Origin of the sequence: Megasphaera sp. SC8-1 (genome assembly GCF_024436295.1) — a bacterium.
Classification (GTDB): Bacteria; Bacillota; Negativicutes; order Veillonellales; family Megasphaeraceae; genus Megasphaera; species Megasphaera elsdenii.
In genome coordinates, this window is record NZ_JANFQH010000006.1 from 340,284 (window position 1) to 365,544 (window position 25,261).

The 25,261-nt window shown below is 47.7% G+C and carries 27 protein-coding genes and 1 tRNA gene; 16 read left to right on the forward strand and 12 right to left on the reverse strand.

What is annotated here, in order from left to right:
• Positions 1 to 105: 105 nt before the first annotated feature.
• Positions 106 to 1,374: a hexokinase family protein gene (locus tag NOS26_RS02950; protein WP_255917241.1), complete on the reverse strand. Its 1,269-nt coding sequence runs from the start codon at positions 1,372 to 1,374 to the stop codon at positions 106 to 108.
• A 243-nt stretch (positions 1,375 to 1,617) separates the two neighbouring features.
• On the opposite strand from NOS26_RS02950, the gene thiS reads away from it, so the two are divergent.
• The 5 genes from thiS to NOS26_RS02975 all read left to right on the forward strand — a co-directional run bounded on the left by thiS (position 1,618) and on the right by NOS26_RS02975 (position 5,201).
• Positions 1,618 to 1,812 (forward strand): sulfur carrier protein ThiS, encoded by a 195-nt coding sequence (thiS, locus tag NOS26_RS02955; RefSeq protein ID WP_014015293.1) that lies wholly within the window; start codon positions 1,618 to 1,620, stop codon positions 1,810 to 1,812.
• Between the two features lie 61 nt (positions 1,813 to 1,873).
• Positions 1,874 to 2,644, forward strand: a complete 771-nt coding sequence (locus tag NOS26_RS02960; RefSeq protein WP_014015294.1) for a thiazole synthase — start codon at positions 1,874 to 1,876, stop codon at positions 2,642 to 2,644.
• Positions 2,645 to 2,656: 12 nt separating this feature from the next.
• Positions 2,657 to 3,844 carry a 2-iminoacetate synthase ThiH gene (gene thiH / locus NOS26_RS02965; RefSeq protein WP_014015295.1) on the forward strand — a complete coding sequence of 396 codons (1,188 nt, stop codon included), beginning with the start codon at positions 2,657 to 2,659 and terminating at the stop codon, positions 3,842 to 3,844.
• A gap of 226 nt (positions 3,845 to 4,070) precedes the next feature.
• Entirely contained in the window at positions 4,071 to 4,661 is a 591-nt protein-coding gene (locus NOS26_RS02970) for a thiamine phosphate synthase (protein WP_014015296.1), read from the forward strand.
• 18 nt (positions 4,662 to 4,679) lie between these two features.
• On the forward strand, positions 4,680 to 5,201 hold the full coding sequence (locus NOS26_RS02975; RefSeq protein ID WP_036202593.1) for a cysteine hydrolase family protein: 522 nt from the start codon (positions 4,680 to 4,682) through the stop codon (positions 5,199 to 5,201).
• A gap of 40 nt (positions 5,202 to 5,241) precedes the next feature.
• Here NOS26_RS02975 and NOS26_RS02980 read toward each other — a convergent pair whose 3' ends face one another.
• The 3 genes from NOS26_RS02980 to NOS26_RS02990 are packed head-to-tail and all read right to left on the reverse strand — an operon-like array spanning position 5,242 to position 6,741.
• Positions 5,242 to 5,658: a SoxR reducing system RseC family protein gene (locus NOS26_RS02980; RefSeq protein ID WP_014015298.1), complete on the reverse strand. Its 417-nt coding sequence runs from the start codon at positions 5,656 to 5,658 to the stop codon at positions 5,242 to 5,244.
• 26 nt (positions 5,659 to 5,684) lie between these two features.
• Positions 5,685 to 6,329 carry a lactate utilization protein gene (locus NOS26_RS02985; RefSeq protein ID WP_014015299.1) on the reverse strand — a complete coding sequence of 215 codons (645 nt, stop codon included), beginning with the start codon at positions 6,327 to 6,329 and terminating at the stop codon, positions 5,685 to 5,687.
• Between the two features lie 13 nt (positions 6,330 to 6,342).
• A complete protein-coding gene (locus NOS26_RS02990) occupies positions 6,343 to 6,741 on the reverse strand; it encodes a PaaI family thioesterase (RefSeq protein ID WP_095341010.1) in 399 nt (132 codons plus the stop codon).
• Between the two features lie 155 nt (positions 6,742 to 6,896).
• Between NOS26_RS02990 and NOS26_RS02995 the strand changes: the two genes are divergently transcribed.
• The 4 genes from NOS26_RS02995 to NOS26_RS03010 all read left to right on the forward strand — a co-directional run bounded on the left by NOS26_RS02995 (position 6,897) and on the right by NOS26_RS03010 (position 11,844).
• The gene (locus NOS26_RS02995) at positions 6,897 to 7,454 is read left to right on the forward strand and encodes a DUF3793 family protein (RefSeq protein ID WP_054335970.1); all 558 of its coding nucleotides are present in this window, start codon (positions 6,897 to 6,899) and stop codon (positions 7,452 to 7,454) included.
• Positions 7,455 to 7,466: 12 nt separating this feature from the next.
• Positions 7,467 to 7,880 (forward strand): flavodoxin, encoded by a 414-nt coding sequence (locus NOS26_RS03000; RefSeq protein ID WP_014015302.1) that lies wholly within the window; start codon positions 7,467 to 7,469, stop codon positions 7,878 to 7,880.
• Positions 7,881 to 8,129: 249 nt separating this feature from the next.
• Positions 8,130 to 10,301, forward strand: a complete 2,172-nt coding sequence (locus tag NOS26_RS03005; protein WP_255917242.1) for a PTS transporter subunit IIABC — start codon at positions 8,130 to 8,132, stop codon at positions 10,299 to 10,301.
• 337 nt (positions 10,302 to 10,638) lie between these two features.
• Positions 10,639 to 11,844 carry an integrase core domain-containing protein gene (locus NOS26_RS03010; RefSeq protein ID WP_054336098.1) on the forward strand — a complete coding sequence of 402 codons (1,206 nt, stop codon included), beginning with the start codon at positions 10,639 to 10,641 and terminating at the stop codon, positions 11,842 to 11,844.
• 119 nt (positions 11,845 to 11,963) lie between these two features.
• Here the strand turns inward: NOS26_RS03010 and NOS26_RS03015 are convergent, their stop codons facing one another.
• Complete coding sequence (locus NOS26_RS03015) at positions 11,964 to 13,076, reverse strand: 4-hydroxybutyrate dehydrogenase (protein WP_014015304.1); 1,113 nt, start codon at positions 13,074 to 13,076, stop codon at positions 11,964 to 11,966.
• Positions 13,077 to 13,182: 106 nt separating this feature from the next.
• Here NOS26_RS03015 and NOS26_RS03020 point away from each other — a divergent pair.
• Positions 13,183 to 13,279 (forward strand) — tRNA-Sec (locus tag NOS26_RS03020).
• Positions 13,280 to 13,390: 111 nt separating this feature from the next.
• Here the strand turns inward: NOS26_RS03020 and tatA are convergent.
• From tatA to NOS26_RS03055, 7 genes are all read right to left on the reverse strand, one after another.
• Positions 13,391 to 13,582, reverse strand: a complete 192-nt coding sequence (gene tatA, locus NOS26_RS03025; RefSeq protein WP_022497367.1) for a twin-arginine translocase TatA/TatE family subunit — start codon at positions 13,580 to 13,582, stop codon at positions 13,391 to 13,393.
• A gap of 214 nt (positions 13,583 to 13,796) precedes the next feature.
• The gene (locus NOS26_RS03030) at positions 13,797 to 13,973 is read right to left on the reverse strand and encodes a hypothetical protein (protein ID WP_170066467.1); all 177 of its coding nucleotides are present in this window, start codon (positions 13,971 to 13,973) and stop codon (positions 13,797 to 13,799) included.
• Between the two features lie 177 nt (positions 13,974 to 14,150).
• A complete protein-coding gene (locus tag NOS26_RS03035) occupies positions 14,151 to 15,236 on the reverse strand; it encodes a glycerol dehydrogenase (RefSeq protein WP_255917243.1) in 1,086 nt (361 codons plus the stop codon).
• A gap of 88 nt (positions 15,237 to 15,324) precedes the next feature.
• Positions 15,325 to 15,939, reverse strand: coding sequence for a hypothetical protein (locus NOS26_RS03040; RefSeq protein WP_014015307.1), 615 nt, complete (start codon positions 15,937 to 15,939; stop codon positions 15,325 to 15,327).
• A gap of 34 nt (positions 15,940 to 15,973) precedes the next feature.
• Positions 15,974 to 17,422, reverse strand: coding sequence for a hypothetical protein (locus NOS26_RS03045; protein ID WP_014015308.1), 1,449 nt, complete (start codon positions 17,420 to 17,422; stop codon positions 15,974 to 15,976).
• Positions 17,423 to 17,566: 144 nt separating this feature from the next.
• Positions 17,567 to 18,871 carry an acetyl-CoA hydrolase/transferase family protein gene (locus NOS26_RS03050; protein WP_255917244.1) on the reverse strand — a complete coding sequence of 435 codons (1,305 nt, stop codon included), beginning with the start codon at positions 18,869 to 18,871 and terminating at the stop codon, positions 17,567 to 17,569.
• Between the two features lie 159 nt (positions 18,872 to 19,030).
• Positions 19,031 to 20,482 carry a 4-hydroxyphenylacetate 3-hydroxylase family protein gene (locus NOS26_RS03055; RefSeq protein WP_014015310.1) on the reverse strand — a complete coding sequence of 484 codons (1,452 nt, stop codon included), beginning with the start codon at positions 20,480 to 20,482 and terminating at the stop codon, positions 19,031 to 19,033.
• A 581-nt stretch (positions 20,483 to 21,063) separates the two neighbouring features.
• On the opposite strand from NOS26_RS03055, the gene NOS26_RS03060 reads away from it, so the two are divergent.
• From NOS26_RS03060 to NOS26_RS03085, 6 genes are read left to right on the forward strand one after another with little or no spacing between them, the layout of a single operon-like run.
• Positions 21,064 to 21,363 carry a NifU family protein gene (locus tag NOS26_RS03060; RefSeq protein WP_014015311.1) on the forward strand — a complete coding sequence of 100 codons (300 nt, stop codon included), beginning with the start codon at positions 21,064 to 21,066 and terminating at the stop codon, positions 21,361 to 21,363.
• A 4-nt stretch (positions 21,364 to 21,367) separates the two neighbouring features.
• A complete protein-coding gene (locus NOS26_RS03065; RefSeq protein ID WP_014015312.1) occupies positions 21,368 to 22,099 on the forward strand; it encodes a MaoC family dehydratase in 732 nt (243 codons plus the stop codon).
• Between the two features lie 10 nt (positions 22,100 to 22,109).
• Positions 22,110 to 22,346 (forward strand): hypothetical protein, encoded by a 237-nt coding sequence (locus tag NOS26_RS03070; protein ID WP_014015313.1) that lies wholly within the window; start codon positions 22,110 to 22,112, stop codon positions 22,344 to 22,346.
• Entirely contained in the window at positions 22,300 to 23,016 is a 717-nt protein-coding gene (locus tag NOS26_RS03075) for an MBL fold metallo-hydrolase (RefSeq protein ID WP_230579085.1), read from the forward strand. The genes NOS26_RS03070 and NOS26_RS03075 overlap by 47 nt, the downstream gene beginning before the upstream one ends.
• The gene (locus NOS26_RS03080) at positions 23,006 to 24,073 is read left to right on the forward strand and encodes an acyl-protein synthetase (RefSeq protein WP_255917245.1); all 1,068 of its coding nucleotides are present in this window, start codon (positions 23,006 to 23,008) and stop codon (positions 24,071 to 24,073) included. The genes NOS26_RS03075 and NOS26_RS03080 overlap by 11 nt, the downstream gene beginning before the upstream one ends.
• Complete coding sequence (locus NOS26_RS03085; RefSeq protein ID WP_014015316.1) at positions 24,060 to 25,250, forward strand: acyl-CoA reductase; 1,191 nt, start codon at positions 24,060 to 24,062, stop codon at positions 25,248 to 25,250. The genes NOS26_RS03080 and NOS26_RS03085 overlap by 14 nt, the downstream gene beginning before the upstream one ends.
• Positions 25,251 to 25,261: the final 11 nt, after the last annotated feature.

The following is a 25,261-nucleotide window of genomic DNA, read 5'->3' on the forward strand; positions in this document are numbered from 1 at the left end:
CGTGACCTGGCGCCGTCTCCTTTCCTTGAACTACAGACATGGTGGAAATATCTCTGCAATATTATATTGTACCGAAAAAAGGGCGTCGTGGCTAGTGGCTAGTGGTTACTGCGCCATGGCCGCTGCGATGGCAGCGCCGACTAAGGGGCCGTCTTGGACCAGGACCGGTTCGACGGGAATCTGATTGTCCCGGCTCACGCCTTCATTCTGACAAGCCTGCATGGCGTCTTCCATCATGAACAGAGCACCGCGGACGTGTTCCAAAAGGCTGCCGTCGACGGCGACAGACTGGGCCGGGACGGGCCCCTCGCCATAGAGATGGCGCAGGATGCCGCAGCTGACGGCCCCGGCCAGCTGGGCAGCGCGGACGAAGATGGCCGCACCGATGTTACGGATAGGCCGCACCTCATCGATGCGGACGATGCGGTCCCATACCCGGGCCATCGCCAGCTGACCCTGGTGGTCATCGTCATGGCTGATGAGTTCATTCATGACGGCTGTCGAAAAGTGCGGCAAATCCTGAGCCTTGAAATAAGATAACAAGGTCTGCCGGAAGATTTCTGCCGCATAAGCCCCGCTGACCGTCTTTTCCAGCAAATGCTGTCCCGGCTGGGTCGATAAGGCATCAACGGCTTTATCCCAGCGATTGCGCACGAGGCCGCCATAATCACCGGCTTCCAGATTGACGATCATATCCCAGGCCGGCTCATAATAGCAGGCATTGAAGCCCGTACCGCAGACGACTCCCATACGGACGCGTTCCATCGTATACGCCGCCGACAGCAAGAGGGCCGTCGTATCATTGACCAGGGCTGACGGCTCGATATTTGTCAACCCCTGCCGTGCCAAGGCTTGTTCCAACAGCTGATTGATGAGCTGCCCTTCGACTCCGGGAACGGCGATTTCTTTAGACCACGACAGGAGCCGGGCATCTTTCAGGCATTCCTGCTGCATGGCAAAGGAAAAAGTATGGCCCAGCTTATAAATCGTATCCTTGCCGGCGACCTGGCCGACGAGGCGGGCCAGGAAATCGAAGAGCCCTTCAGCCGTCGCCGCGGGAGACAGGTAGTCGTATTGCCCGGGCAGCCGCAGCGGCTGGCACACCTTCTTCTCGATGATATAGCAATGGCGGCCTAATAATCGGACCCGTGAAGCCCGCACGTTCGTACCGCCAAAATCCAGGGCCAGATAGACGCCGCTTTCGTCACCGCCAGGCAGGGACACGTAGGATTTTTCCGCCGATACCGTCGCCTCGTCCTGTCCCTCCAGGGCCCGCTCTATATCGGCAGCAAAATCACGGGAAATCTGCTGCAGCCGTTCGTCGGTCAAATAAAAATAGCGGGCAATATTCATCCAGTCCATCCGTTCTTTCATGGCAGTGATCACCTCTTGTAAAATCGTAAATCTATTATACTATAATCTGCCAGCCTTTGTCGTCGTTCCTCCATGATTTCTATGATATACGTCGATTGTCAACGGTTGACTTTTTGTGACAATAGGCTATAATCATAGGCAGAGTGAGACCGAATCATAAGGGTCGCACGAAGGGGTACACCACCTTGGGTGTAATTCTTCGTGCGACCCTTTTTTTCATTTAGAGAGAAAGGAGGGCCATCCATGGTACGGATCAACGGCAAAGACATCGCAGCAGCCGGCCAGAACCTGCTCGCTTACCTGACCGATCAAGAATATCGTACAGACCGCATTGCCATCGAACTGAACGGCACCATCATACCGCGCAGGGATTATGACAAAGTGACCTTGAAAGACGGCGATTCTATGGAAATCGTCCACTTCGTCGGCGGGGGCTGATTCCTGCTGACCAAGCGAAACATACAGACCTATCAATCATCATAAAAGGAGTGTTTTCCCAATGGAAAAAAAAGATACCCTGGTCCTCGGCGGCCACGAATTTACATCGCGCTTCATCTTAGGTTCCGGTAAGTTTTCTGTCGACCTCATCAAGGCCGCTGTCGAACAAGGCGGTGCCCAGATCGTAACCATGGCCCTGCGCCGCGTCGAAGCCGGTCAGAAAGATAACATCCTCGATTATATCCCGAAAAACGTCACCCTGCTCCCGAACACGTCGAGCGCCCGCACGGCAGACGAAGCCGTCCGCATCGCCCACTTGTCCCGTGAAATCGGCTGTGGCGACTTCATCAAGATTGAAGTCATGCGCGACTCCAAATATCTCCTGCCGGACAACAACGAAACCATCAAAGCCACGGAAATCCTGGCCAAAGAAGGCTTCGTCGTCCTGCCCTATATGTATCCGGACCTCTATGCAGCCCGTGCCCTGGCTGACGCCGGCGCCGCTGCCATCATGCCCTTAGCTTCGCCGATTGGCACCAACAAAGGCTTGTCGACAAAAGATTTCATCCAGATCCTCATCGACGAAGTCGACCTGCCGGTCATCGTCGACGCCGGTATCGGCCGTCCGTCCCAGGCTTGCGAAGCCATGGAAATGGGTGCCGCTGCCATCATGGCCAATACGGCTATCGCTACGGCCGGGGACCTGCCGCTCATGGCCAAAGCCTTTGGTGAAGCCATCCGCGCCGGCCGCAATGCTTACCTCGCCGGCCTGGGCCGCGTCCGTGAAACGGCTTCGGCATCGGATCCGCTGACAGGCTTCTTAGGCGATTAAGGAGGAATGAACATGACGGAAGAAACCAAAACCATCGACCAAAGCAAACTCATCGATCATATGAAATATCTGCCGGGCATGGAAGTCATCGATTCGGACATGCTCGACCAGGTCGTCGCTATCCACGATTCCTTCAACAACGACGATTTCACCGAAAAAGATGTCCGCCTGGCCTTGTCCAAAGAACATCTGGACCCGAGGGACTTCATGGCCCTCTTATCGACAGCTGCCGCTCCTTTCCTGGAAGAAATGGCTCAGAAAGCCCATTTAGTCACACGGCGCCACTTCGGCAACAACATCACCATCCTGACGCCGATCTACTTCGCCAACTACTGCGATAACTACTGCATCTACTGCGGCTTCAATTCGCACAACAAGATCAAGCGCGCCCGCCTGACCGACGAAGAACTCCACCGCGAATGTAAGAACATCGCCGACACGGGCATCGAAGAAGTCATCATGCTCACCGGTGAAAGCCCGAAGATGAGCGACATCAAATATATCGGCAACGCCGTCAAGATTGCCCGCCAGTACTTCCGGGTCATCAACATGGAAATCTATCCGGTCAATTCGGAAGACTATAAATATCTCCACGAATGTGGCGCCGACTATGTCACGGTCTTCCAGGAAACATACAATTCCGACAAGTATGCTACCCTCCATCTGGCCGGCCACAAGCGCATCTTCCCATACCGTTTCTATTCCCAGGAACGGGCTATCCTCGGCGGCATGCGCGGCGTCGGCTTCGCAGCCCTCTTAGGCCTGGACGATTATCAGAAAGATGCTTTGGCTACGGGCATGCACGCATGGCTCATGCAGCGCAAATACCCGCACGCCGAAATTTCCCTGTCCTGTCCGCGCCTGTGCCCGATCATCAACAACGATAAGATCAACCCGAAGGACGTAGACGAACGGAAATTGACGCAGATTATCTGTGCCTACCGCTTGTTCATGCCCTATGCCAGCATCGTCGTATCGAGCCGCGAAAGCGCCCGCTATCGTAACGCCATCATGAAGATTGCCGCTACGAAAGTCTCGGCCAGTGTCTGCGTCGGCATCGGCGGCCACTTGGAAAACGATGGCTCCGAAATGGGCGACGAACAGTTCGAAATCACAGACGGCCGTTCCTTCGACCAGATGTATTCTGACATCAAGAGCATGGGCCTGCAGCCGCTTACGAGTGAGTACATCTATTTGTAACCACTAACTTTGCTATCCATCACTATAATCCTATACATGTAGTACCGACAAAAACGGTCCGGGACCCAATCCACCCCGAACCGTTTTTGTTATAAATCCTCATGTTTTACAGCGTTTTAGTCATACAGAGCATCTATTATATTCTATTAGTATAATTGTTGACGTTAGTATGAGATTCATGTATAGTTATAGGTATAAAATACTCTAAATATTCAGGTGATAAATCGTGTTAAAAGTAGCTGCAATTACAAATCACGAATTAGCCTCGACGAACTACTGGGATCAGCTCGAACAAATCGCCGCTTCCGACGTAGATTTCATCGTCCTTCGTGAAAAGAACCTTACCGAAGAAGAGTACACAGATTATGCCAAACGGGCGCTGCGCCTCTGCAGCATCCACCAGAAAACATGTGTCCTCCAACATTTCGGCAAGGCTGCCATCCGTCTCCACATTCCCCGTTTCCAGTGCTCTCTGCCTTATCTGGAAACCCATTCGTCCCTGCTCTACTACATGACGACCCTGGGCGTATCCGTCCACACCGTTGAAGAAGCCATCAAGGCCGAACAGCTCGGTGCTACATACCTCATGGCCAGCCATGTCTTCCCGACAGCCTGCAAGCCGTCGGACCCGCCCATCGGCGTCGATACGGTCGAAGCCATCTGCAAGGCCGTCAAGATTCCCGTCTATGCCTTAGGCGGCGTCACGCCTAAGACCATCTCCCAGCTCCAGGACGTCCCCATCAAGGGCGTAGCCCTCATGTCAGGACTCATGACCTGCCCGGACGTACCGGAATACCTGAAGGAATTACGTGCCTAAGCAGGAGGGATGACCGCAATGACCCAGGCTTATATCATCATCGATATGCAGAATGATTTCATCGACGGCGCTCTCGGCAACGCCCAGGCACAGGCCATCGTCCCGAAGGTAGAAGCGAAGATCGTCGCCAGCAAGAAAGATGAAGACCAGGAAACGGACCTCATCTTCACGCAAGATACACACGGCGAAGATTACAGCGAAACCCAGGAAGGCCGAAAACTCCCGATTCCGCACTGTATCAAAGACACGCGGGGCTGGCGCATCTGCAAACAGCTCCTGCCCTACACCATGTGGGCAACGATACTGGAAAAGCCATCCTTCGGCTGCCCGGCCCTGGTCGACGAAGTCCGTGACTACGACCGGCTGGTCCTCATGGGCTTGTGCACCGACATCTGCGTCATCGCCAATGCCATGATGCTCAAATCCTTTTATCCGGAAAAAGAAATCATCGTCGACAGCACCTGTTGTGCCGGCTCGACACCAGAAAACCACGAAAAAGCATTACAGGCCATGAAAGCCTGCCAAATCGATATCCTATGAAAAAAAAGGGCTTGTCGCATGTGCGACAAGCCCTTTTTTACTACCCACTGATAATCCCTGTGATTTCGGCTTTGGTCTGGTTATTGTTGATTTTCTTTTCGTAGCCTTTCAAAATCAGGCATCCCAGGATGCCGCCGACGATCATGCCGGCGAAGGCCGTCATTTCCGGTGCTACCTGCCACGAACCACCCAGCAGGTAGCCGAGGATGCCGCAGACGATGACCAGCAGCAGCGGCACACCGAAGCAGATGATGCCTTTGACGCCCATGCCGGCATCGGGGATGTTGAACTGTACGTATTGCCCTTTTTGGGCCCCGATTGGGTTCACAGCGTCGATGACGACATTGTCGGCACACATGCTGTCGCTGCAGGGCGAATATAGATTATTGCGGTTGGTCTGTATCTTGACCAGCCCGTTCGGGCATACTTCTTCGACGACGCCCGTTCCTGTTCTCATAATAAAGTACCTCTCTTTTTTCAGGACTAAAAGCCCAGATTTTCCCCAACCAAGATGACCTTGATACGGCCCTGGGGCTTACAGATCCGCGTCCGGACGACTTGGGCACAGACGCTGTCCGGTCGGATGCAGTGGCCACACATGCCGGTTTTGGCACAAGGCGTGCCGACGCCGGGGAAGCGTCCGATATTCTGCGGCGAAGCGACGGTATGCGCCCGTTCGATGCCCGCTTCGACGGTCGGGACGACTTTATTCATGCCGACGATGGCGATGACCTGTTTCGGCCCATAGCAAAGGGCGGCGACGCGGTTGCCGTTGCCATCGATATTGATGAGCTGCCCGTCCTGGACAGCGGCGTTGGTCCCCATGAGGAACGTATCGCAGAGCAGGGCCTTGCGCATCAGTTCGACCCGTTCTTCCGGCGTCTTGGCCGAATCGCGGTCGATGACCGGATTGTGTTCCAATACGTAAGGCCGCAAGCCGATTTCATTGATGGATACGGAACCGCCCCAGGACACGACATCCGTTTCGGGAATATACGAAATGGCCTGTTTCAAGGCTTCTTCCTTGGTCGGACAGTACACGGCTTCAAAGCCGCGGGCTGCGAATTTCTTGGCCACTAAGGGCCCCTTGATGTCATACATGCGGTGCATCATATCTGTTCTATCCATAATAACTCCTCCTTTACTTTGCCAGCATCATTTCTGCCTTCGCTTCGGCAGCCGGCGTACCATCGGCATGGGTGATTTTCCCTTTCATGATGAACAGGCGGCCGCGATGGACTTCCGGCCAGCCTTCGACTTTGACCGTTTCCCCGATGCGGATAGCACTACGGAAACGGATTTCCAGCCGTGCCGTATATGCCGGTTTCCCGGCCTTGCGGAACACGTAGTCCCCCATGACTTCATCTAACAGGGTACTCGTCAGGCCGCCATGCATGCGGTCTCCGTAACTTTCATGTTCGGCTTTCGGCGTAAAATAAGCCACGCAATGATCGCCTTCCAGCTTCATGTCCAGCTTCAGGCCAATCGGGTTATCGCGGCCGCAGCCAAAACAATGATTGGTTTCATACGCAGTTTCCATAACATCACCCTCCGTATATTCTTCGCTCTATCCTTATTATACTATACTTGGCAAGCCCTCCTATGTATTTGAAATTAATTATCATATTAGTATTGACAATCAATATCAAATATCTTATACTTACAGTATCAAAGCGAAAGGAGCGACAATTGGATATGAACCTGGATTATGTCTTAATAACCCATTGTTCGCCTACTCTTGCAGGGCTTAAACAGGCATCCCTTCTCTGTCTGCCCCGCTTAGGCAACGGCTGCACTTATGATAAAATAATTGAAAAATATAATCATAAATACAACCCTAAAGGCTTGTATTTCCGCATCTTATATGCCTGTCCCCAACGCACCCTGCTGTATGTATACCGGCCGGCCAGGGTCTGGGCGTACGCACAGCGGCGGGACATTGCTTCATTTTTGCAGCAATTCGGCTATCAAGACTGCCAGGACGTATCGGCCCTGCTGGACCATCTTGCCGCGCGCTTTGCAGAAGGCGGCTGTTTCCCTCATGAATCAGGCATTTTCCTCGGCTATCCCCTGGAGGACGTGTGCGGGTTCATCGCCAACAAGGGAAACCACGCTAAGCTCTGTGGCGAATGGAAAGTATACGGCGACGCTCATGCTGCCGCCCGCACTTTCCATCGCTATACGTGCTGCCGGCAAGACTATTTGGACCGCTTTGCCGTTGGGACAACATTAGACTCGCTCATCGTAGCATAAGGAGGATTTATCATGGTAGAAATCGTTTATTGGAGTGGTACAGGTAATACAGAAGCAATGGCTAATGAAATCGAAGCCGCCGTCAAAGCGGCCGGTGCTGATGTAGAATCAGTCCGCTTTGAAGATACTAACGTCGATGACGTAGCCAGCAAAGACGTCATCTTGCTCGGCTGCCCGGCTATGGGTTCGGAAGAATTGGAAGACTCCGTCGTCGAACCGTTCTTTACCGACCTGGCTCCGAAATTAAAGGGCAAAAAAGTCGGCCTCTTCGGCTCATACGGCTGGGGCTCCGGCGAATGGATGGATGCCTGGAAGCAGCGCACGGAAGATACCGGCGCCACGGTCATCGGTACGGCTATCGTCAACGAAATGCCGGATAACGCCCCGGAATGCAAAGAATTGGGCGAAGCCGCTGCCAAAGCATAAAAATCAGAAAACAACTTCACATTCATTCTCCTCTTAGTAAAAGGGCTTGTCGCACGACGACAAGCCCTTTTACGTGGTTAGTGATTCAACGATGAACGACGAATGGCCACGTTCACTTGACTTTTTATCAAACATATATGCGAGATAGGCACAATTAGACGCAACTCTCATCCTTCTCATTTACCTATGGTATGTTAAAATAGGAACGTACTATTTCATACTTATTATTTCTATAAAAGGAGGACCTTTATGAAAGACCAAGCTTTTTCCATCTTGCAGGCTGTCGGCCGTAGTTTCATGCTGCCCGTTGCCATCCTGCCGATTGCCGGCTTACTCCTCGGCATCGGAGCTTCCTTCACCAATGCGACGACCATCCAGACCTATGGACTGGAAAGCATCCTCGGAAGCGGCACGATGCTCCATTCACTGCTCACCATCATGAGCGATGCCGGCAATATCATCTTCGGCAACTTACCGATTATCTTCGCCGTCGGCGTCGCTATCGGCATGGCCAAGCAGGAAAAAGAAGTCGCTGCCTTATCGGCCATGATTGCCTTTTTCGTCATGCACGCCTCGACCAACGCCGTCCTCAAATTGACAGGCAAAGTATTGGCCAACAATACCGTAGCTCCCGATGTCCTGGAAGGTACGATTGCCAACGTCTGCGGCATCATGTCCCTTCAGGAAGGCGTCTTCGGCGGTATCATCGTCGGCATCGGCGTCGCCTACCTGCACAACCGCTATCATAAAATCGTCTTGCCCAACGCCCTGTCTTTCTTCGGCGGGTCGCGTTTCATCCCCATCATTTCCACCGTCGTCTACATGTTCGTCGGCATCGCCATGTACTTCGTCTGGCCAGTCGTCCAGAATGGTATCTTCGCCCTCGGCGGCCTGGTCACGGGGACGGGCTATATCGGCACGTTGATTTTCGGTATCATCAAGCGGGCCCTCATCCCCTTCGGCCTGCATCACGTCTTCTACCTGCCATTCTGGCAGACCGGCGTCGGCGGCTCGATGATGATCGACGGCAACCTCGTCCAGGGCGGCCAGAACATCTTCTTCGCCCAGCTCGCATCGCCTAACGTCACCCACTTCAGTGCCGATGCCACCCGGTATTTCTCGGGTGAATTTATCTTCATGATCTTCGGCCTGCCCGGCGCTGCCCTGGCCATGTACCGCACGGCTAAACCGGAAAAACGGAAAGTCGCCGGTGGCCTGCTCTTGTCGGCAGCCCTGACTTCCATGTTCACAGGGATTACAGAACCGATTGAATTCTCCTTCCTCTTCGTCGCTCCGATGCTCTTCTACGTCCAGGTCATCTTAGCTGGCGCAGCTTACATGATCGCCCACATGCTGAACATCGCCGTCGGCCTGACCTTCTCTGGCGGCCTACTGGACCTGTTCATCTTCGGTATCCTGCAAGGGGAAGCCAAGACCAACTGGATGTATATCATCCCGGTCGGCATCATCTATTTCTTCCTCTACTACTTCATCTTCACCTTCCTCATCAAGAAGTTCGACCTCAAGACACCGGGCCGTGAAGACGATGACGTAGAAACGAAACTCTACACCAAAGCCGACGTCAAAGCCCGCGATGCCGCTGCCAAAGCCGGCGACGGCGAAGCTACTACCGACGTCGTCAGCCAGGCCATCACCCGCGCCCTCGGCGGTACCCGGAACATCACCTCCGTCGACTGCTGTGCTACGCGCCTGCGCTGCTCCGTAGCCGATTCGGCCTTAGTCAACGATGCCGCCTTGAAAGCGACCGGTGCTGTCGGCGTCATCAAGAAAGGCCAGGGTGTCCAGGTCGTCTATGGCCCGCAAGTCGCCGTCATCAAAGCCAACCTGGAAAGCTATCTGGCAACCAACCCGGCAGACGGCCCCATCGAAGCCGCCCCGGCTGCAGAACCGTCTCCAGCAGCTGAAACCCCGAACGCTTCGGAAACGCCAGCTGAACCGGAAACAGCCGCAGAAAAACACTACTTCAATTCTCCCTTCACGGGCAGCCTCCATCCCATTACGGAAGCCCCGGACGAAGCTTTTGCCAGCAAGATGACCGGCGACGGCTTCTTCGTCACCCCGACCGACGGCACGGTCTATGCACCGGAAGACGGGACGGTCACCTTCGTCTTCGACACAAAACATGCCATGGGCATGACCACAGCCGACGGCGTAGAATACCTCCTGCACATCGGCATCGATACGGTCAATCTCGAAGGCAAGGGCTTCAAAGTCTTTGTCGAAAACGGCCAGGACGTCAAGAAAGGCGATAAACTGATGGAATTCGACGACGAATACATCAAAGCCAACGCCCCGTCCGACGCCTGCCTGTGCATCTTCACCGACCTCGAAGAAGGCAAAGAAGTACACCTGGCAGCCGAAGGCAACGTAAAAGCCGGCGACCAGGCCGTCTGGTTCTAATGGTAAAACCGCAGACCGCAGGTAAGCCTCTCCTGATAGGAGAGGTGGCCCGCAGGGCCGGAGAGGTTGAACCCCTCAGTCACCTTCGCTGACAGCTCTCCTGATAGGAGAGCCAACGGGCCGTGAGCCACGAACCCTTACAAAAAAAGCGCTGTCGCGATGCGACAGCGCTTTTTTTAGCAGGCAGCAGCTAGCAGCTAATGGCTCTCCGGGATTCCCGCATGGCCCGGGACGGGCCGCCCACGTTGTTATGTGCAATAACATAGTTTACATAAATAGGGGTCTTCCCCCTACTGAAAAAAGTGATACTTTTAGGCATAAGAAGGAGTTGATTCTTATGCCATGGGAAGAAAGGAATGTCACCAAAGCTATGTTACGCAAAGAATTCGTTGAACGGGTACTTGCTCATGAGAAGAGCAAAAAAGCCCTTTGTCTTGAATATGGAATCAGTCGTCCTACAGGAGACAAGTGGATTCAGAGGTATCGTGAAAATTCTTCTTGTGAAGAACTTTCACGAGAACCTCACCACCGTGCCAATCGCACATCCCCTGAAATGGAAGCACTGGTCATCAAGACACGAAAAGAAAATTATGACGCGTGTGCCTTAGTTGTCCATACCCTTTTGAAACGACAAGGTATTCCAAACGTTCCCTGTGTCCGTACCATTAACAATATCTTTCATCGGTACGGCTTGATCACACCGGACGCCAGTCAGGCAGCTACACCTTATACACGTTTCGAAAAAGAAGCTCCTAACGACATGTGGCAAACCGATTTCATCGGTCACTTCGCCTTGAAAAACCGAAGACGCTGCCATCCTTTGATGGTGATGGATGACCATTCCCGGTTCAACCTAAGCTGCCATGCTCAATACGGGGAAACCTTCGGCGATACGATACCGGTAATGAGAAAAATATTTCTGGAATACGGTATGCCAAAGGTAATTCTGTGCGACAATGGCAATCCATGGGGAACGGTCCAAAGCACCGGATTCACCAAGTATGAAGTATGGATGATGGAACGGGGCGTCCTGGTAATTCATGGAAGGATTAAACATCCTCAGACACAGGGCAAGCAGGAACGGATGAATCAGACGTTCCGGAAGGGATGCATACGAGGTCAGTTGTACAAGAATCTGCGGGATGCCCAATCCCATTTCGATGCTTTTCGGGATTTTTACAACAACAGACGGCCGCATACATCGCTTACGTTAGAAACTCCGGCATCGCAGTACACATCCAGCCTAAGGAAATATCCCCGCAGGATTCGTTCCTGGGACTACGGTGAAGGCCTTGAATTAAGGCGCATCAAAAGTTCCGGCTATCTCACCTACGGAGGACAAGGCTACTTTCTCAGTGAAGCATTAGGCAACAAAATTGTCGCTGTCCGGGAGACAAAGTTGGATGGAAACTCCATTTTAACCTTGTACTTTAGGCAATTCATCATCGGGAAGATTGACGTAAATAAGCAAGTATTCCTGATGAAACGGGCTTATCTGATTCACAACGATCCTCGTTTAGAAGGAAAATTAAAGCTTCAATAAGAAGAAATTTGTAAACGATGTGCTTGCATAAAGTGTAAAGGATGTCCTTGCACAAAATGTAAACGATGTTATTCTTGACACACGTGCGGCCCCTACGACGAACCACGAGCCAATAGCCACTAATACAACTTCTTATAAATGCCGTACACCTTATCGTAATCGAGGGGCACAAAACTGTGCTTCATGAGACGCTGCTGATTTTCGATGACCGACTTAGCAAATTCCGGCAATTCTTCTTCTTTGACGCCGTATTCATGGAGCGCTTTTTTGGGCAGGATGACGTTGAGCAGTTTTTCCAGTTCTGCATAGACATTTTCCGGTTCGCAGCCCAGGATATCGGCAATGAAGCGATTCAACTTAGCGATTTCCCCATCTGATTTGATGGACATGTAGCAGTTCATGACGCCTGTGAACATGGCGTAGTTCGATTCCCCATGAGGAACATGATATTTCGCCCCTAAGGGATAGCTCATGGCGTGAACCGCAGCGCAACCCGGGACGCTGAAGGCGATGCCGGCCCAGTTGCTGGCCAGGAGAAAATCTTTCATGAGCGGAATACGGGCTTCCGGACCGTGGTCGCGGATCTGCAAGTACCCTTTGAGGATGAGTTCGATGGCGTTATAACTGAAGACGCGGAAGCTGGCGCTGGAATCCGGAGACAAGGCCGATTCGACAGCGTGAACCAGGGCGTCGATGGAGCTGGTCGCAAAGACCTTGAACGGCAGGGTCTTCAAGAGCTGCGAAATGAGGACAGCCTTGTCGGCATACAGGGCGTTGTCGGCAAGGCCCTTCTTCGTATTGCGGCTGACCAGGGCCATGACCGATACATTGGTGACTTCGCTGCCCGTCCCGCATGTCGTCGGGATGAGGATGAGCTCCTTTTCTTTTTCCACAGGAATCTTGCCATCGAATAAATCGAGGACCGGGCTGACCTGCTTCAAGACGAACAACTTGCACAAGTCCATGACTGTACCGCCGCCGATACCGATGATGCGCTTCACATCTTTCGGCATATCTTTATAAATAGCTTCGGCCATTTCATCAGACGGTTCACCCATACCATACTTTTCCTGGAACAAGACGTGGCACGTAAGGCCTAAGTCCTTAAAATTCGGGTCGAAGATGTACTGATTAGTAATAATCAAATCATCCGCCCCAACCTGCAAATCTTCCACAAATTCCCGGCATGTATCATAAGAGTAAATCGTCGGCTTCAACTGTAATTCAATCATGTAGATACCCCTTTCTGTTGATTAATGGATTCATCGCCTCTAGTGTAACAAAGACCGAAACATTTTTGCAAGAGCCCGGCTGACCGTGATATAATAAACCTGTCCTGGGGGAGGATGGGTTCTGGTGTTCCCTCTGGTCTTCAAAACCAGCATGAGGGGTTAAGAGCTTCTCAGGTGGGTTCGATTCCCACACTTCCCCGCCAAAAAAAGGCGCTGTCACACGAAGACAGCGCCTTTTTGAGTTTTAAGTTTGAAGTTGAAAGTTTGATGTGGATGGGACAAAATTTAAAAGCCATTGTCTCAAACATCATACATCAAACATTCTTACTTGATTTTTCATCCGTCTTGTCTGCTATCTCCTTCGTTTCATCGGTATTGACAGCTTCCTTGAATTCACGGAGACTCTTGCCCAAAGCCCGGCCGATCGTCGGCAGTTTCCCCGGTCCAAACACGACCAGGGCAATAATTAAAATGAGCAGTAATTCCGGTGCGCCTAAGCCAAACATCACCATTCCCCCTATAATACCATTACTTCCTTACATGACTTCATGATACCCTTATCCAGGCAGGCTGTCAATGAAGGCGCGCGGGTAGGAAAATTATGTCGCCAAAATATAATATATCTATCGTCCGTCCATAAAAAACGAAATTGTATACAGGAAATATATAAAAGATAAGCTGTCTTACAAAGGGTATCTTCATAAGACAGCTTATCTTTTGTTATTCAAAACCTTTTTCACGCGTTATGGCCATTCCCTGAGCTCCTTCTATTGTCAGCCATTGATGGAATAAAAATCGCTTCACATGGATAACAATAGATTGATATCCTTGTTGAATCTGTAATTTAGGATGATACCAAATAATAATATCATCAACTAGCTCAAAAGGATATTCCATTTGTTGACCCGGCTTACCTAAGCCGATTTCTGGAACGTAACTGCCCCAGATTAAATCACCTTTTCAACAACTCCCTCCAGATGGTTCAAAGGCCAAGGTAACGATGACATTTCCACCATGAGACTGAATATATTGTTTTGCTTGTTCCGTGATAGTAAACATCTTGTTTCCCTCACTTTATTTTCCTAATGCATCAGCCTTCATAATGGCATCATACACTTCATCTGCTGTAATGTCAGCACGCACATTTTTTGTAAACTGAGTTGGTACAGTAGCTGCTTCCGCAACCAGACGGATTTCTTCTTCTTTTACATCCTTAATCCCTAAATCAGCTAAGCATGAAGGAAGTCCTACCGATTTTATATAGTGTAATACTGTGTCCCACTCATCTTTTGGTGCTTTTTCTAAAATAAGCTGCGCGAGTAATCCAAAAGCAACTTTTTCACCATGGGAAGCTCCGTGGGCCTGTGGGACATGGGCAAAACCATCATTGATAGCATGAGCTGCCGCAAGGCCTCCCGACTCAAACCCGACACCACTAAGATAGACGCAGGCTTCAATGACCCGTTCCAAAGCAGAATTTACCTCCTGTTTTTCAACGGCATTGAGCGCTTCCAGTGAATCATTTAATAAAGTTTTATAACATAATGCAGCCAAGGCTAATGCCGTTGCTGAACAAGCTCCACGAGCCATGGTTTTAGCCCCACTACGTTGGCAAGCACGTGCTTCAAAATAGGTAGATAAGGCATCCCCCATACCAGAGACCAAATATTTTTTAGGCGCTTGAGCGATAATCCCAGTATCGACTAAAACGAGATCCGGATTATGTTTCATCATTAAAGCCTTGATAACGACGCCCTGTTCATTGTAAATAACAGCTACACTGCTGCACGGTGCATCATTAGAAGCAATAGTAGGGATAATAATCGTCGGCAAATCACCTAAATTAGTAGCCACGGCTTTAGCCGTATCCAGAGCTTTACCTCCACCTACGCCAATGATAGCATCACAGCCGTGCTGATAAGCTATATCTTGTACATCAGCGATTGCCTTTTTAGAACATTCACCTTGAAATTCAGCATAAAATACGGATTTATTCGCACTATTCAGAGCCTTGTCAATGCGTTCACCAATTCTTCGCTTATTATTAGGTGACAGCAAGACTAAAAAGCTATTGCCCATTTTCTTAACATACTTCCCTAATTTATCCAACTCTCCATTGCCTTGCACATAATATCCCGGGGCTTTAATTCCAATCGTCATGACTCAATACCACCTTTCTAAAAAAACCTCTCCCAGCCGGGGTACTAGGCTACCCTTACCAAGAGAGGTTCCACACAATTAGTAATACCTATGAACAGAAATCAGGCATTTCTTGAAGACGGCAAACCAATGTGTATACATCTTCTCCGACCCGATAAACGAGTAAATCACGATTTTCGTCGGTACAGGGAATATTCGATTCCTCCCCACCATTCAGGTTATCATGACAAATACTGTTTAGGTCTTCAAAAATTTCCATGACGCCCTCTTCTCCTTTGCGGACAATCCGTAAAAGATCATTAAAGTAGAGTTTATCTTCATCATCATATTTAAAAATAGTACACCAACGGCTTAACAACTCTTCTTCATTCATACCCGTTTTTTGAGAAATCAAAGTCTTTTGAGAAGCTAATAAAAGCAGCATGCATGATAAATAAGATTTTACGACCAGTGGGATATGATCCTTAACCTTAGCAAAATACCGGCGATGCGACCAATAGCCATCAAAAGTCAAATCATTCTTTTCCAAAAACTCTTTGATTCCATCATTGGCCGATACCCCGCAAATCATGAAAAAACGCTTCATTGATTCATTCGTCGACTTGCTTTTCGCATTCATCAAGCATTTTTTTACGAAGAATTCGCAGACCTCTGTCGTATTCGATTTTGTCAGTTTGCGCAATAAATCACCATAATACTGCATAGCTCAACCTCCGGTTGTCAAGAGTCTTCTCTGTTTATTTTTCTGCGCCTTCCTTTTCAGCATTCAGTTCTTTTAAAGCTGCAACATTGAAAATCGGGTCAGATTTCGTATTGTACAGAGACATTTTACGTTTAAAGAAGTTTTTACCAAATACGAGCAGGCAAAGGACAATGCCAACACCCAGAGCCATAGCAGCCCCACGAGATACGAGGACGCCACCAATAACACCGGCAACGCCGAGGTCATTAAAAGTCTTGGAACGGAGTACACCGACACGAACGGCAACATAGCCTTGAATCAACATGGTCAATGCCAAAGCAATCGGCAGAACCGGCTTAACAAAGCTTACGATAGGAGATAACCAATAGCCAGTGAATGTACCTAAACGGAAAGATGCAACGCCGCCAATCAGGCTATCCATCGCTTCACGACCATGTTTATAACGTTCACAAATAACGACCTGCATAGCTGCCCATAACGGACCGCACATGGAAAGGTCAGGGCCTAACAAGGACATAACCATATTACGGACACCAACAATAACGTTATTTCTGTTAGCATCGAAATGGATATTTTCATCACCATGACGGAATTCACGAGCTTCATCGATCAAGGCGTCGGCCTGAATCAATTCACCAAAGAGTACAACGTAAGTTGCAATGACCAACGGAGCAGCTTGGATATAATAAGTCATACCTGGGAAGCCAATGCGTTCAGCAAAAGGACTCCACTGGGTAAAGACTTCAATGAAGTGGGGATGAGTAAAGCCCATTTCAATAGTCGGCCAAGGCAATTCGCCCACCAACGGAGCAATAATGACGGCCAGAACCATCGCCGGCAATAACCCCAAGTCAGAAATAACCTGAAAAACTTTATTTTTATTCATGATACTCTTGAAATGGTTACTAAAAGAGCAATAAAAAGCAAAGCCTACAGCAATAGCGATGGTAAATGGATATTTATCAAAGTTACCGCCCGTATTGAATACCAGGCGTACAGCAGCAATACCGGCGCCGATAAGAATCCCGGATTTCAAAGCATCAGGAACTAAATCGACAACGCGTTTAGCAAGACCCGTAGCACCTAATAAGAACGTGAGTAACCCGAGTTCAAATTCAAAAGCGATAAGTGCATGCATACGTTCTGCTGTATCATTAGGAAATTCTCCCAACCACAGCAATAACAGCGGAATAGCCGGAGTGATCCAGCCAGGGACAACAGGGTCCCCTAAGTGAGCATGCCAAGTATATAAGAACCCGTTCATGATAACAATAGTAATAGCGATTTCAAAAGGCATCCCTAAATATTCTTGCAATACTGGGATGATGCCGAGACAAACGGCACATAACAGCAGCCCTTGAACATAATCAGGCCATTCAAAGCGATAATGAATGAAAGGTAAACGCAGGACTAAGTTAAATACGTGTAAATTAATCCCCGGTTGTATTTCGCCTTCTTTTCGTTTATAAACAGGACCAAACATATTTTGTTCCCCTCTTTCTTCATTTTAAATTAAAAATCAACAGAAGATTTAGATAAAAATAGCGCCATGGTCAAGCTATTCGATATGTAATTATCTACGAATAGAACAGCTGCCATGGCGCATGCGTATTAAAAACCGCTATTTTTATCCTTCAAACTTACAATGGAAGCGTTTTTCAAATTCTGCAATCAATCCTTCTCTAAAATCAGGATGGGCAATCTTAATGAGAGCAATAGCACGCTGCCGCAAAGTACGTCCTTTAAGAGGAGCGATACCAAATTCCGTAATAATATAGTCTACATCATTGCGGGAGGTCGTAACAGCAGCCCCTTCATCTAAGAGCGGCACAATCTTAGAAATCTTACCATGGCCTGCAGTCGAAGGCATAGCAATAATAGCTTTACCACCCTTTGCACGAGACGCACCACGAACGAAGTCAACCTGACCGCCGACGCCGCTGAATTGTTTATAGCCAATCATTTCGGCATTGACCTGTCCCATCAAATCGACTTGCATAGCCGAGTTGATAGAGATGATATTGTCAATTTTAGCTACGACAAAGGGATCATTAGTGTAATCGACACGTTCCATTAATACATCGGGATTGTTATTTACAAAATCATACAGTTTCTTTGTCCCCATAAGGAAGCAAGAGACAAATTTCCCCTGGTCAATCGTCTTTTTCTTGTTCGTGATAACGCCTTTACGAGCCAAGTCGACAACGCCATCAGAGAACATTTCGGAATGAATCCCTAAATCCTTTTTATCTCCGAGGAAGGACAAGACAGCATCCGGAATAGCACCGATACCAAGCTGCAGCGTATCACCATCATGAATCAGTGATGCTACATATTCCCCAATTTTATGTTCCGTTTCCCCAATTTTAGGCGGTTGCAATTCAATAAGAGGTTCATCTTTTTCGACGATATAATCGATATCTTTTAAATTAATGCCATTCCCATAGGTATAGGGCATATTTTTGTTAATCTGTGCAATAACCAGCTTGGCAGCTTCTGCAGCCGGCTGTGTATAGTCAACAGAAACCCCATAAGAGCAAACGCCATTCTCATCAGGCTCACTGAGCTGCAAAAAAGCGACGTCAACAGGTAAGGTACCATCTGTAAAGAGCTTGGGAATTTCATGGAAGAAGCACGGTGTATAATCTCCACGGCCTTCTTCTACGGCTTTGCGAGTTGAGCCACCTACGAACAGGGCATTATGGCGAAAATGTTTTTCCATCCCCGGTTGGCAATAAGGCGCTTTCCCCATAGCAACCATATGAACAATTTCAACATTTTCAAGGCGATCTGCCTGGCGAACTAATTCATCTGTCAAAGCCTGCGCTTCACCACAAGCATGGGTGAAAACAATACGATTGCCGGATTGGACATGTCTTACAGCTTCTTCAACAGATACAATTTTTTCTGCATATTCTTTTCTCCAATCCATTACACACACCTACTTTCGTATAACTGACTGACGGCCTGCAACGGAGGAGGAGCAGCCTAGTTGCAGGCATCAGTCAAAATCACGTCTATATACTCATACTATATTTACTCTGCTCTATTTCATTACGTGAAGGATAGTGATTCCCAGTGTAATATCAACTTATTCTTCAATGTGTGCAATAGCTTTAGCCAAGGCTTTCTTCATACGCAAGTTGCCCTGACGGGAAATCATGATACGCTGTGCCTGCGGCGAACCTGCACCATGCATGGATTCGGTACGATAACCGACAGCGGCTGTGCCGAGGCTGAGGTTTTCGATGAGGCGTAAGATTTTGAGACGATTTTCTGTCGATACATTATTGACGCCGCGGAGGTATTTATCAATGTACGGCCCAATCTTCGGATCACGGAGGTCTTTTTCAGACGGTGCCGTAACCATCAAGCCACCAGCAATATCTTCAGCCAAGCGGACGATTTCATAGGGGAAGCGCGTAACATTCTGTTTGCAGACGTTAGCCAGGAGCAAGTCGATAAGATAGTTGCCCGATTCAGTCTTCGTTCCTAATGCCGAGCAAGCAATACCGCAAGCATACAGGGTTTCGTTGAGGTGCTGCATTTCAATAATCTTATCTTTAATATGGGAAGCTTTCGGGCAGCCATTGTAGTCGGCAGCAACCGCAGCAGCACCGATAAGGACGTCACCTACGCCAACTTTGCAGCCGCCATAGGACTGACGATGATAACCAGCGAAGCGTTCAACGAGGACGCCGGCAAATTCATATTCTCCATTCAGATAAATATTTTCGTTCGGGATGAAGACATTATCAAAGATAACTAGAGCTTCCGTACCACCAAATTCAGGGTTGCCCGTATCCATCGGAGCGCCTTCCATTTTACGAGTATCGCAAGACTGACGGCCAACAATCATGAAAATACCTTCCGCATCTGTCGAGCAGGAGAAGCAGACTGCATAATCTTTATCATCTTCACCCATAGAGATGGTCGGCATGACGATGACTTCATGAGAGTTAATGAAACCAGTTTGGTGAGCTTTTGCCCCACGGACTACGATGCCGTCCGGACGACGTTCTACAACATGGAGATAGAGGTCCGGATCTGCCTGTGCATGCGGAGCCAAACCACGGTCACCTTTCGGGTCAGTCATAGCGCCGTCAACGGTAAGGTCTTCCATCTGTACCCGTTTGAGGAATTTCATGAAGTTTTCATGGTATTTCGTGCCATATTTTTTATCCGTATCATACGTCGTGGAGAATACCGCATTAAAAGCATCCATGCCAACGCAACGCTGGAAGCAGGAAGCCGTTTTCTGACCACACAGACGCTGCATTTTTACTTTATTCATCAAGTCCGTCGTGCTCTGATGAATATGGGTGAAGCGGTTAACACGTTCGCCAGTGTACGGAGAGATTGCTGTCATCAGGTCCTGATATTCAGGCTGCTGAGCCAGATCATACGTCATGCGGACGGAGTTCATGGACGGACGGAGAATCGGATCATCTGCCGGACACGGAACTTTTTTACCAAACATGTAGACTTGTAAATTTTTCTTTCTCATGCTTTCGATGTACTGTTCGCCTGTCATTAATGCCATAATGAATCATCCTTTCTTCTTATCATATAATAAAGTTTTGACAGTAGGTTCACACGTTAGTGTGTTTTGCCTATAGTAAGAGCAAAAATCATGCCAAGTAGTGCCTTTAATATTTTTATTTTAATTTCTTCCGTGAAAAGCATAGCAACTATCCCATCTTTGAAACTTAAAAAAATTTTCTCCCTTATTTTGTGCTATATTTCACGTTATTTTTGTTATGTTTATAACGTTTTCCCGTTCCATTTTTGGCTCAAATATTTTGGTTTTTCGTTCCATATATGAAACAAATTACCATTTGTTTCATTTTTAAAACAGTATACATCCTTATATTCGGGGATATTTTCTTTATTCCATCTCGTTTCTTGATAAAAAATATTCGTAAATCAATATATTTAAAAATATTATTTCATTTATCCTTTTACCCCAACTCTTTATATTTAAAACGTTTATGTAGCACTTTCGTCTTTCATCACAGTTTAATTTGTGAATAACAGAACAAATAAATTCAGGCATTTCTTCCAATTTTGGCACGATAATTTCATATATATAATTAACTACTATAAGTAAGGATGTGAATTACCATGACTCTATCAATTCGAGAACAAATCGAAAAAGTCTTAGAAAAAGATGTCCGCCCTTCGCTTGCAGAACATCAAGGCGACGTCGTCATTGTCGATTATGCTGATCACATTTTACGAATCCGTTTAACCGGTCAATGCAGCGGCTGTCCTTCAGCACAGCTGACGACAGAAGAATTAATCAGTGCAAAAGTCCGCGAAGCCATCGAAGACGTCCATGATGTCATTCTCGTCAGTGGCGTCAGCGATACACTGATTGCACAGGCTAAAGCCATTTTAAGAGAACGCCATACACAGAGGTGAATCTATGAAAATAGGGATAAAATACTGCGGCGGCTGTAATCCACGCTATGATCGCAGCCATGAAGTAGACAAACTAAAAAAAAGATTCCCCCAACACACGTTTACCTATGAAATAGAAAATACAGTTTGCGACATCTGCCTCCTCGTCTGTGGCTGCATGACGGCCTGTGCCGAGGAAACAGGGCTTGCCGCTCGAAAATTCAAAAAACTTTGTACACCACAACAATTTGCGGCTTTCGCCAAAGAATTAAAAGACGCACCTCAAGAAATGCCTGATACGAAGAAGTCTATTTACTTGGGAGCTGTTGCTACCATGGAAAAGACTTTCACAGAAGAAGATATCCAACAATTTGCAAAGCTAACCGGTGATTATGGAAAACTACATACAGATGCCGCATTTGCTGCAAAATATGGATTTGGTCGTCCTGTCGTCCACGGCATTTTGACAGGAAGTTTACTATCTTCGATTATGGGCACCACTTTGCCAGGAGCCGGAACCATTTTAATGGATGAACAATTGACATTTACAGCCCCGGTTTATGCAGGTGACACCATCACAGCTTCTATAAAACTAGTCCATGTCGAAGAAAAAAAACGCTGGTACATCGGAAAATTCACAGGCACCTGCAAAAAGTCAGATGGAACAGTAGCTGTAGAAGGTACGATTCACCAATTAATGATGAAGACCTTATTCACATACTGTAGAAACATTCAAAATAATCAATCATTAGAATAGGAGTATTATCATGACAAATTTAGAAAAATACGACAACCTTTTTATGAACAGCTTCAAATTGAAAAAAGAAGATCTTCCCGGTTTAAAATATCGCAGCATAAAGTTGTGGGATTCAATGGGCCATATGAATTTGATGGAAGAAATGGAAGATACTTTCGATATCTCTATTGATACCCCTGATGTCTTAGCATTCAGCTCTTATGAAAAAGGAATGGATATTTTGCGGAAATACGGAGTTGATATCTAATATGCCTGTGGATATACACCTTCACTGCATCACAGATCCACTGACCCATAGTAATTGTTACATTCTCTCAGAAAAATCCCGCACACTTATCATTGATCCAAACTGTTACCAAGAAATCCATTCCTATCTTACGACTCATCAACTTGTTCCCGAGTATATCATTTTGACGCATGAGCACTGCGATCACATCGCAGCGCTCAATGATATGCGTAAGTATTATAGCTTAAAAGTACTTTGTAGTGCGGCATGCAGTCAAGGGATTCAAAGCACGACACTAAATATGACCCGTATCATGGAGACCTATTTATACTTTAAGAGCCAAGGGGAGCTCCAGGTCTCCTATCCCCCTTTTACTTGCCAAGCTGCCGATATCATTTTTGACAATACTTACTTAGCTACTTGGCAAAACCATACTATCTTTTGTATTACAGCACCCGGCCATACTCCAGGCAGCACCTGCATCATCATAGATGAAAAGATGTTATTTTCTGGCGACTACTTTATTCCTGGCGAAGAAGTCATCACCCGTCTTCCTGGTGGAGACGAAGAAACTTATGAGCAACAAGGAAAAGCCACTTTGCGTTGTCTGCCAACACCGATATTAACTTATCCGGGCCATGGTGAACCATTTATATTGACACAGGAGGTGAAAAAAAAATATGGACTATAGTAATTGGTTGATGCAACCGCCTTACCATTGGACACAGGACGAAAAAGAAGCCCATTACGTGCCTCTCTTATTCGAATTGACTTCTCACCACTGTCATTGCTGTCAACCTTATGGTCAAGCGATACAAACGCTGTATGAGAAAAATAGAAGATATGACTCTTCCAACCAAATCCCAATGCTTCCTATTTCTTTATTTAAAACAGAAGAACTAAAAAGCATCCCTGATTCCGAAATTTTTAAAGTAATCACTTCGTCGGGAACATCGGGAGTGGCATCTCATTTATACCTCGACGCCTTTAACGCACAAAATCAACAATTGGCCTTATATAACATCGTGAAAGACTTTATTGGCTCCTCGCGACTCCCCATGTTGATTGTCGATACGCCGGATATATTAAAAAATCGAGACGCCTTTAATGCCCGCGGGGCAGCGGTCTTGGGCTTTTCCATCTTTGCTAAACGAAAATATTACGCATTAAAACCAGATCTATCCGTTGATTTGGAAAGCATCCGCACATTCATTCAGACATATCGTAATCAACCGGTCTTAATCTTTGGCTTTACTTTTATGATTTGGCAGTATCTTTGTGAAGCGCTGGCAAACTATCCAGGTTTAATTGATTTATCCAATGCAATTTTAATCCACGGCGGAGGCTGGAAAAAAATGCAGGACCGCGCGGTTTCACCTCACGAGTATAAGAAACGGCTATATGAACAGTTCCAGATCCATAAAGTCCACAATTATTATGGCATGGCTGAACAAACAGGATGTATTTATATGGAATGTGAACAAGGCCATCTTCATGCCAGCATATTCTCCGATATTATCATTCGCAATCCAGAAAACTTTTCAGTCTGTCCCGTAGGAGAAACGGGCATTGTCCAAGTATTGACTCCACTGGCCACGTCCTATCCGGGTCATTCTATCCTGACAGAAGATATGGGCACCCTGTTAGGAATCGATGACTGCCCTTGTGGCCGTTTAGGAAAATATTTCCGCATTGATGGCCGCATGGCAAAAGCCGAAATAAGGGGGTGTAGTGATGCGCACAACTAAAAGCTTCACGATACTTGCCGGTTCGATTCCAGAAAAAATTATGCCCCAACAACCTTTTTCTCCGCTAACCTTGCAGTTTTGCCAAGATTTCGCGCACCAATTACAACAACGGCCTATCGCCAAAGAAGAGCCTGACTGGGCCGCTTTCAGTTTTTGGCTGCGCCCGCGAAAATTAGAAAGTTATAGAAAACTACTCACTTTTCCTGAAAAAAGATTAGGCCGAGGATTGACCTTTCATATAGCGCCAGCGAATATGCCTACCATGTTTTTATATAGTTTATTCATTTCCTTATTAGCTGGAAATGCTAATATCGTCCGGTTATCCCCCCGGTTGCTTCCCAAGGTACAGCCCGTTTGCGAATTACTCAACACTATATTGAATACACAGACATATCGTTCTATTAAAAACATGAATGTTATACTAACGTATGGTCACGACCGGAAAATAACGGATTGCTTCTCCAAACAGTGCAACAGCCGCATCATCTGGGGCGGCGATAAGACAATTCTTGAAATCAGAAAGTCACCGCTATCTCCCATGGCCATCGATATTCCTTTCGCGGACCGTTATTCATTGGCAATCGTCGACAGCGAATATGTCGCTAATTGCTCAGAAGACGAATTAAAAAATGCAGTCCACCACTTTTATCTGGATACCTACGAAGCCGATCAAAATGCTTGTTCCTCACCGCGCCTGCTCTTTTGGCTCGAAAAAAAATATGGCTTCTTTGCAATAGCTCAAGATCGCTGGTGGCGGGCTGTTACGATTGAAATCCAAAAGTACGACTTGGCAGCTATAAAAGTAAGTCGAAAATATGCAGAAGCTTGGACGTTTGCCATGCACACCCCTGAAATCAGTGACTTTTCATATGCAAGCAACCGGCTTTATGTATACACCCTTGATTCACTTCCCAAAGACATTACTCAACTAGCAGGTTCCTTTGGACAATTTTTTCAATATCCTATAAAAAATCTAAAAGACATCATTCCTTATATGACAGCTAAAGTGCAGACGATTACAACTTTACATGTAGATATACAGGCGTTTCGTGCTCAGTTAATCGAAGCGGGAATTACCGGTGTCGATCGAGTGGTTCCCTTTGGACAGGCTATGGATATGGATATAATCTGGGATGGCCGTAATTTATTGGACGCGTTGACCCGTATCATTCGTTAGGAGGGATACTT

Bases quoted from the DNA above. Each gene is read 5' to 3' on its own strand.
- NOS26_RS03075 (WP_230579085.1), top strand. From the start codon at position 22,300: ATGAAAAAGGAATGGATATTTTGCGGAAATACGGAGTTGATATCTAAT.
- tatA (WP_022497367.1), bottom strand. From the start codon at position 13,582: ATGTTTGGCTTAGGCGCACCGGAATTACTGCTCATTTTAATTATTGCC.
- NOS26_RS03065 (WP_014015312.1), top strand. From the start codon at position 21,368: ATGAAAATAGGGATAAAATACTGCGGCGGCTGTAATCCACGCTATGAT.
- NOS26_RS03060 (WP_014015311.1), top strand. From the start codon at position 21,064: ATGACTCTATCAATTCGAGAACAAATCGAAAAAGTCTTAGAAAAAGAT.
- NOS26_RS02985 (WP_014015299.1), bottom strand. From the start codon at position 6,329: ATGGATAGAACAGATATGATGCACCGCATGTATGACATCAAGGGGCCC.
- NOS26_RS02950 (WP_255917241.1), bottom strand. From the start codon at position 1,374: ATGAAAGAACGGATGGACTGGATGAATATTGCCCGCTATTTTTATTTG.
- NOS26_RS03035 (WP_255917243.1), bottom strand. From the start codon at position 15,236: ATGACGATTGGAATTAAAGCCCCGGGATATTATGTGCAAGGCAATGGA.
- thiS (WP_014015293.1), top strand. From the start codon at position 1,618: ATGGTACGGATCAACGGCAAAGACATCGCAGCAGCCGGCCAGAACCTG.
- NOS26_RS03005 (WP_255917242.1), top strand. From the start codon at position 8,130: ATGAAAGACCAAGCTTTTTCCATCTTGCAGGCTGTCGGCCGTAGTTTC.
- NOS26_RS02960 (WP_014015294.1), top strand. From the start codon at position 1,874: ATGGAAAAAAAAGATACCCTGGTCCTCGGCGGCCACGAATTTACATCG.
- NOS26_RS02975 (WP_036202593.1), top strand. From the start codon at position 4,680: ATGACCCAGGCTTATATCATCATCGATATGCAGAATGATTTCATCGAC.
- NOS26_RS03085 (WP_014015316.1), top strand. From the start codon at position 24,060: ATGCGCACAACTAAAAGCTTCACGATACTTGCCGGTTCGATTCCAGAA.
- NOS26_RS02990 (WP_095341010.1), bottom strand. From the start codon at position 6,741: ATGGAAACTGCGTATGAAACCAATCATTGTTTTGGCTGCGGCCGCGAT.
- NOS26_RS03055 (WP_014015310.1), bottom strand. From the start codon at position 20,482: ATGGCATTAATGACAGGCGAACAGTACATCGAAAGCATGAGAAAGAAA.
- NOS26_RS03080 (WP_255917245.1), top strand. From the start codon at position 23,006: ATGGACTATAGTAATTGGTTGATGCAACCGCCTTACCATTGGACACAG.
- NOS26_RS02980 (WP_014015298.1), bottom strand. From the start codon at position 5,658: ATGAGAACAGGAACGGGCGTCGTCGAAGAAGTATGCCCGAACGGGCTG.
- NOS26_RS03040 (WP_014015307.1), bottom strand. From the start codon at position 15,939: ATGCAGTATTATGGTGATTTATTGCGCAAACTGACAAAATCGAATACG.
- NOS26_RS03030 (WP_170066467.1), bottom strand. From the start codon at position 13,973: ATGGAATATCCTTTTGAGCTAGTTGATGATATTATTATTTGGTATCAT.
- NOS26_RS03015 (WP_014015304.1), bottom strand. From the start codon at position 13,076: ATGATTGAATTACAGTTGAAGCCGACGATTTACTCTTATGATACATGC.
- NOS26_RS03070 (WP_014015313.1), top strand. From the start codon at position 22,110: ATGACAAATTTAGAAAAATACGACAACCTTTTTATGAACAGCTTCAAA.
- thiH (WP_014015295.1), top strand. From the start codon at position 2,657: ATGACGGAAGAAACCAAAACCATCGACCAAAGCAAACTCATCGATCAT.
- NOS26_RS03000 (WP_014015302.1), top strand. From the start codon at position 7,467: ATGGTAGAAATCGTTTATTGGAGTGGTACAGGTAATACAGAAGCAATG.
- NOS26_RS03050 (WP_255917244.1), bottom strand. From the start codon at position 18,871: ATGGATTGGAGAAAAGAATATGCAGAAAAAATTGTATCTGTTGAAGAA.
- NOS26_RS03045 (WP_014015308.1), bottom strand. From the start codon at position 17,422: ATGTTTGGTCCTGTTTATAAACGAAAAGAAGGCGAAATACAACCGGGG.
- NOS26_RS02995 (WP_054335970.1), top strand. From the start codon at position 6,897: ATGAACCTGGATTATGTCTTAATAACCCATTGTTCGCCTACTCTTGCA.
- NOS26_RS03010 (WP_054336098.1), top strand. From the start codon at position 10,639: ATGCCATGGGAAGAAAGGAATGTCACCAAAGCTATGTTACGCAAAGAA.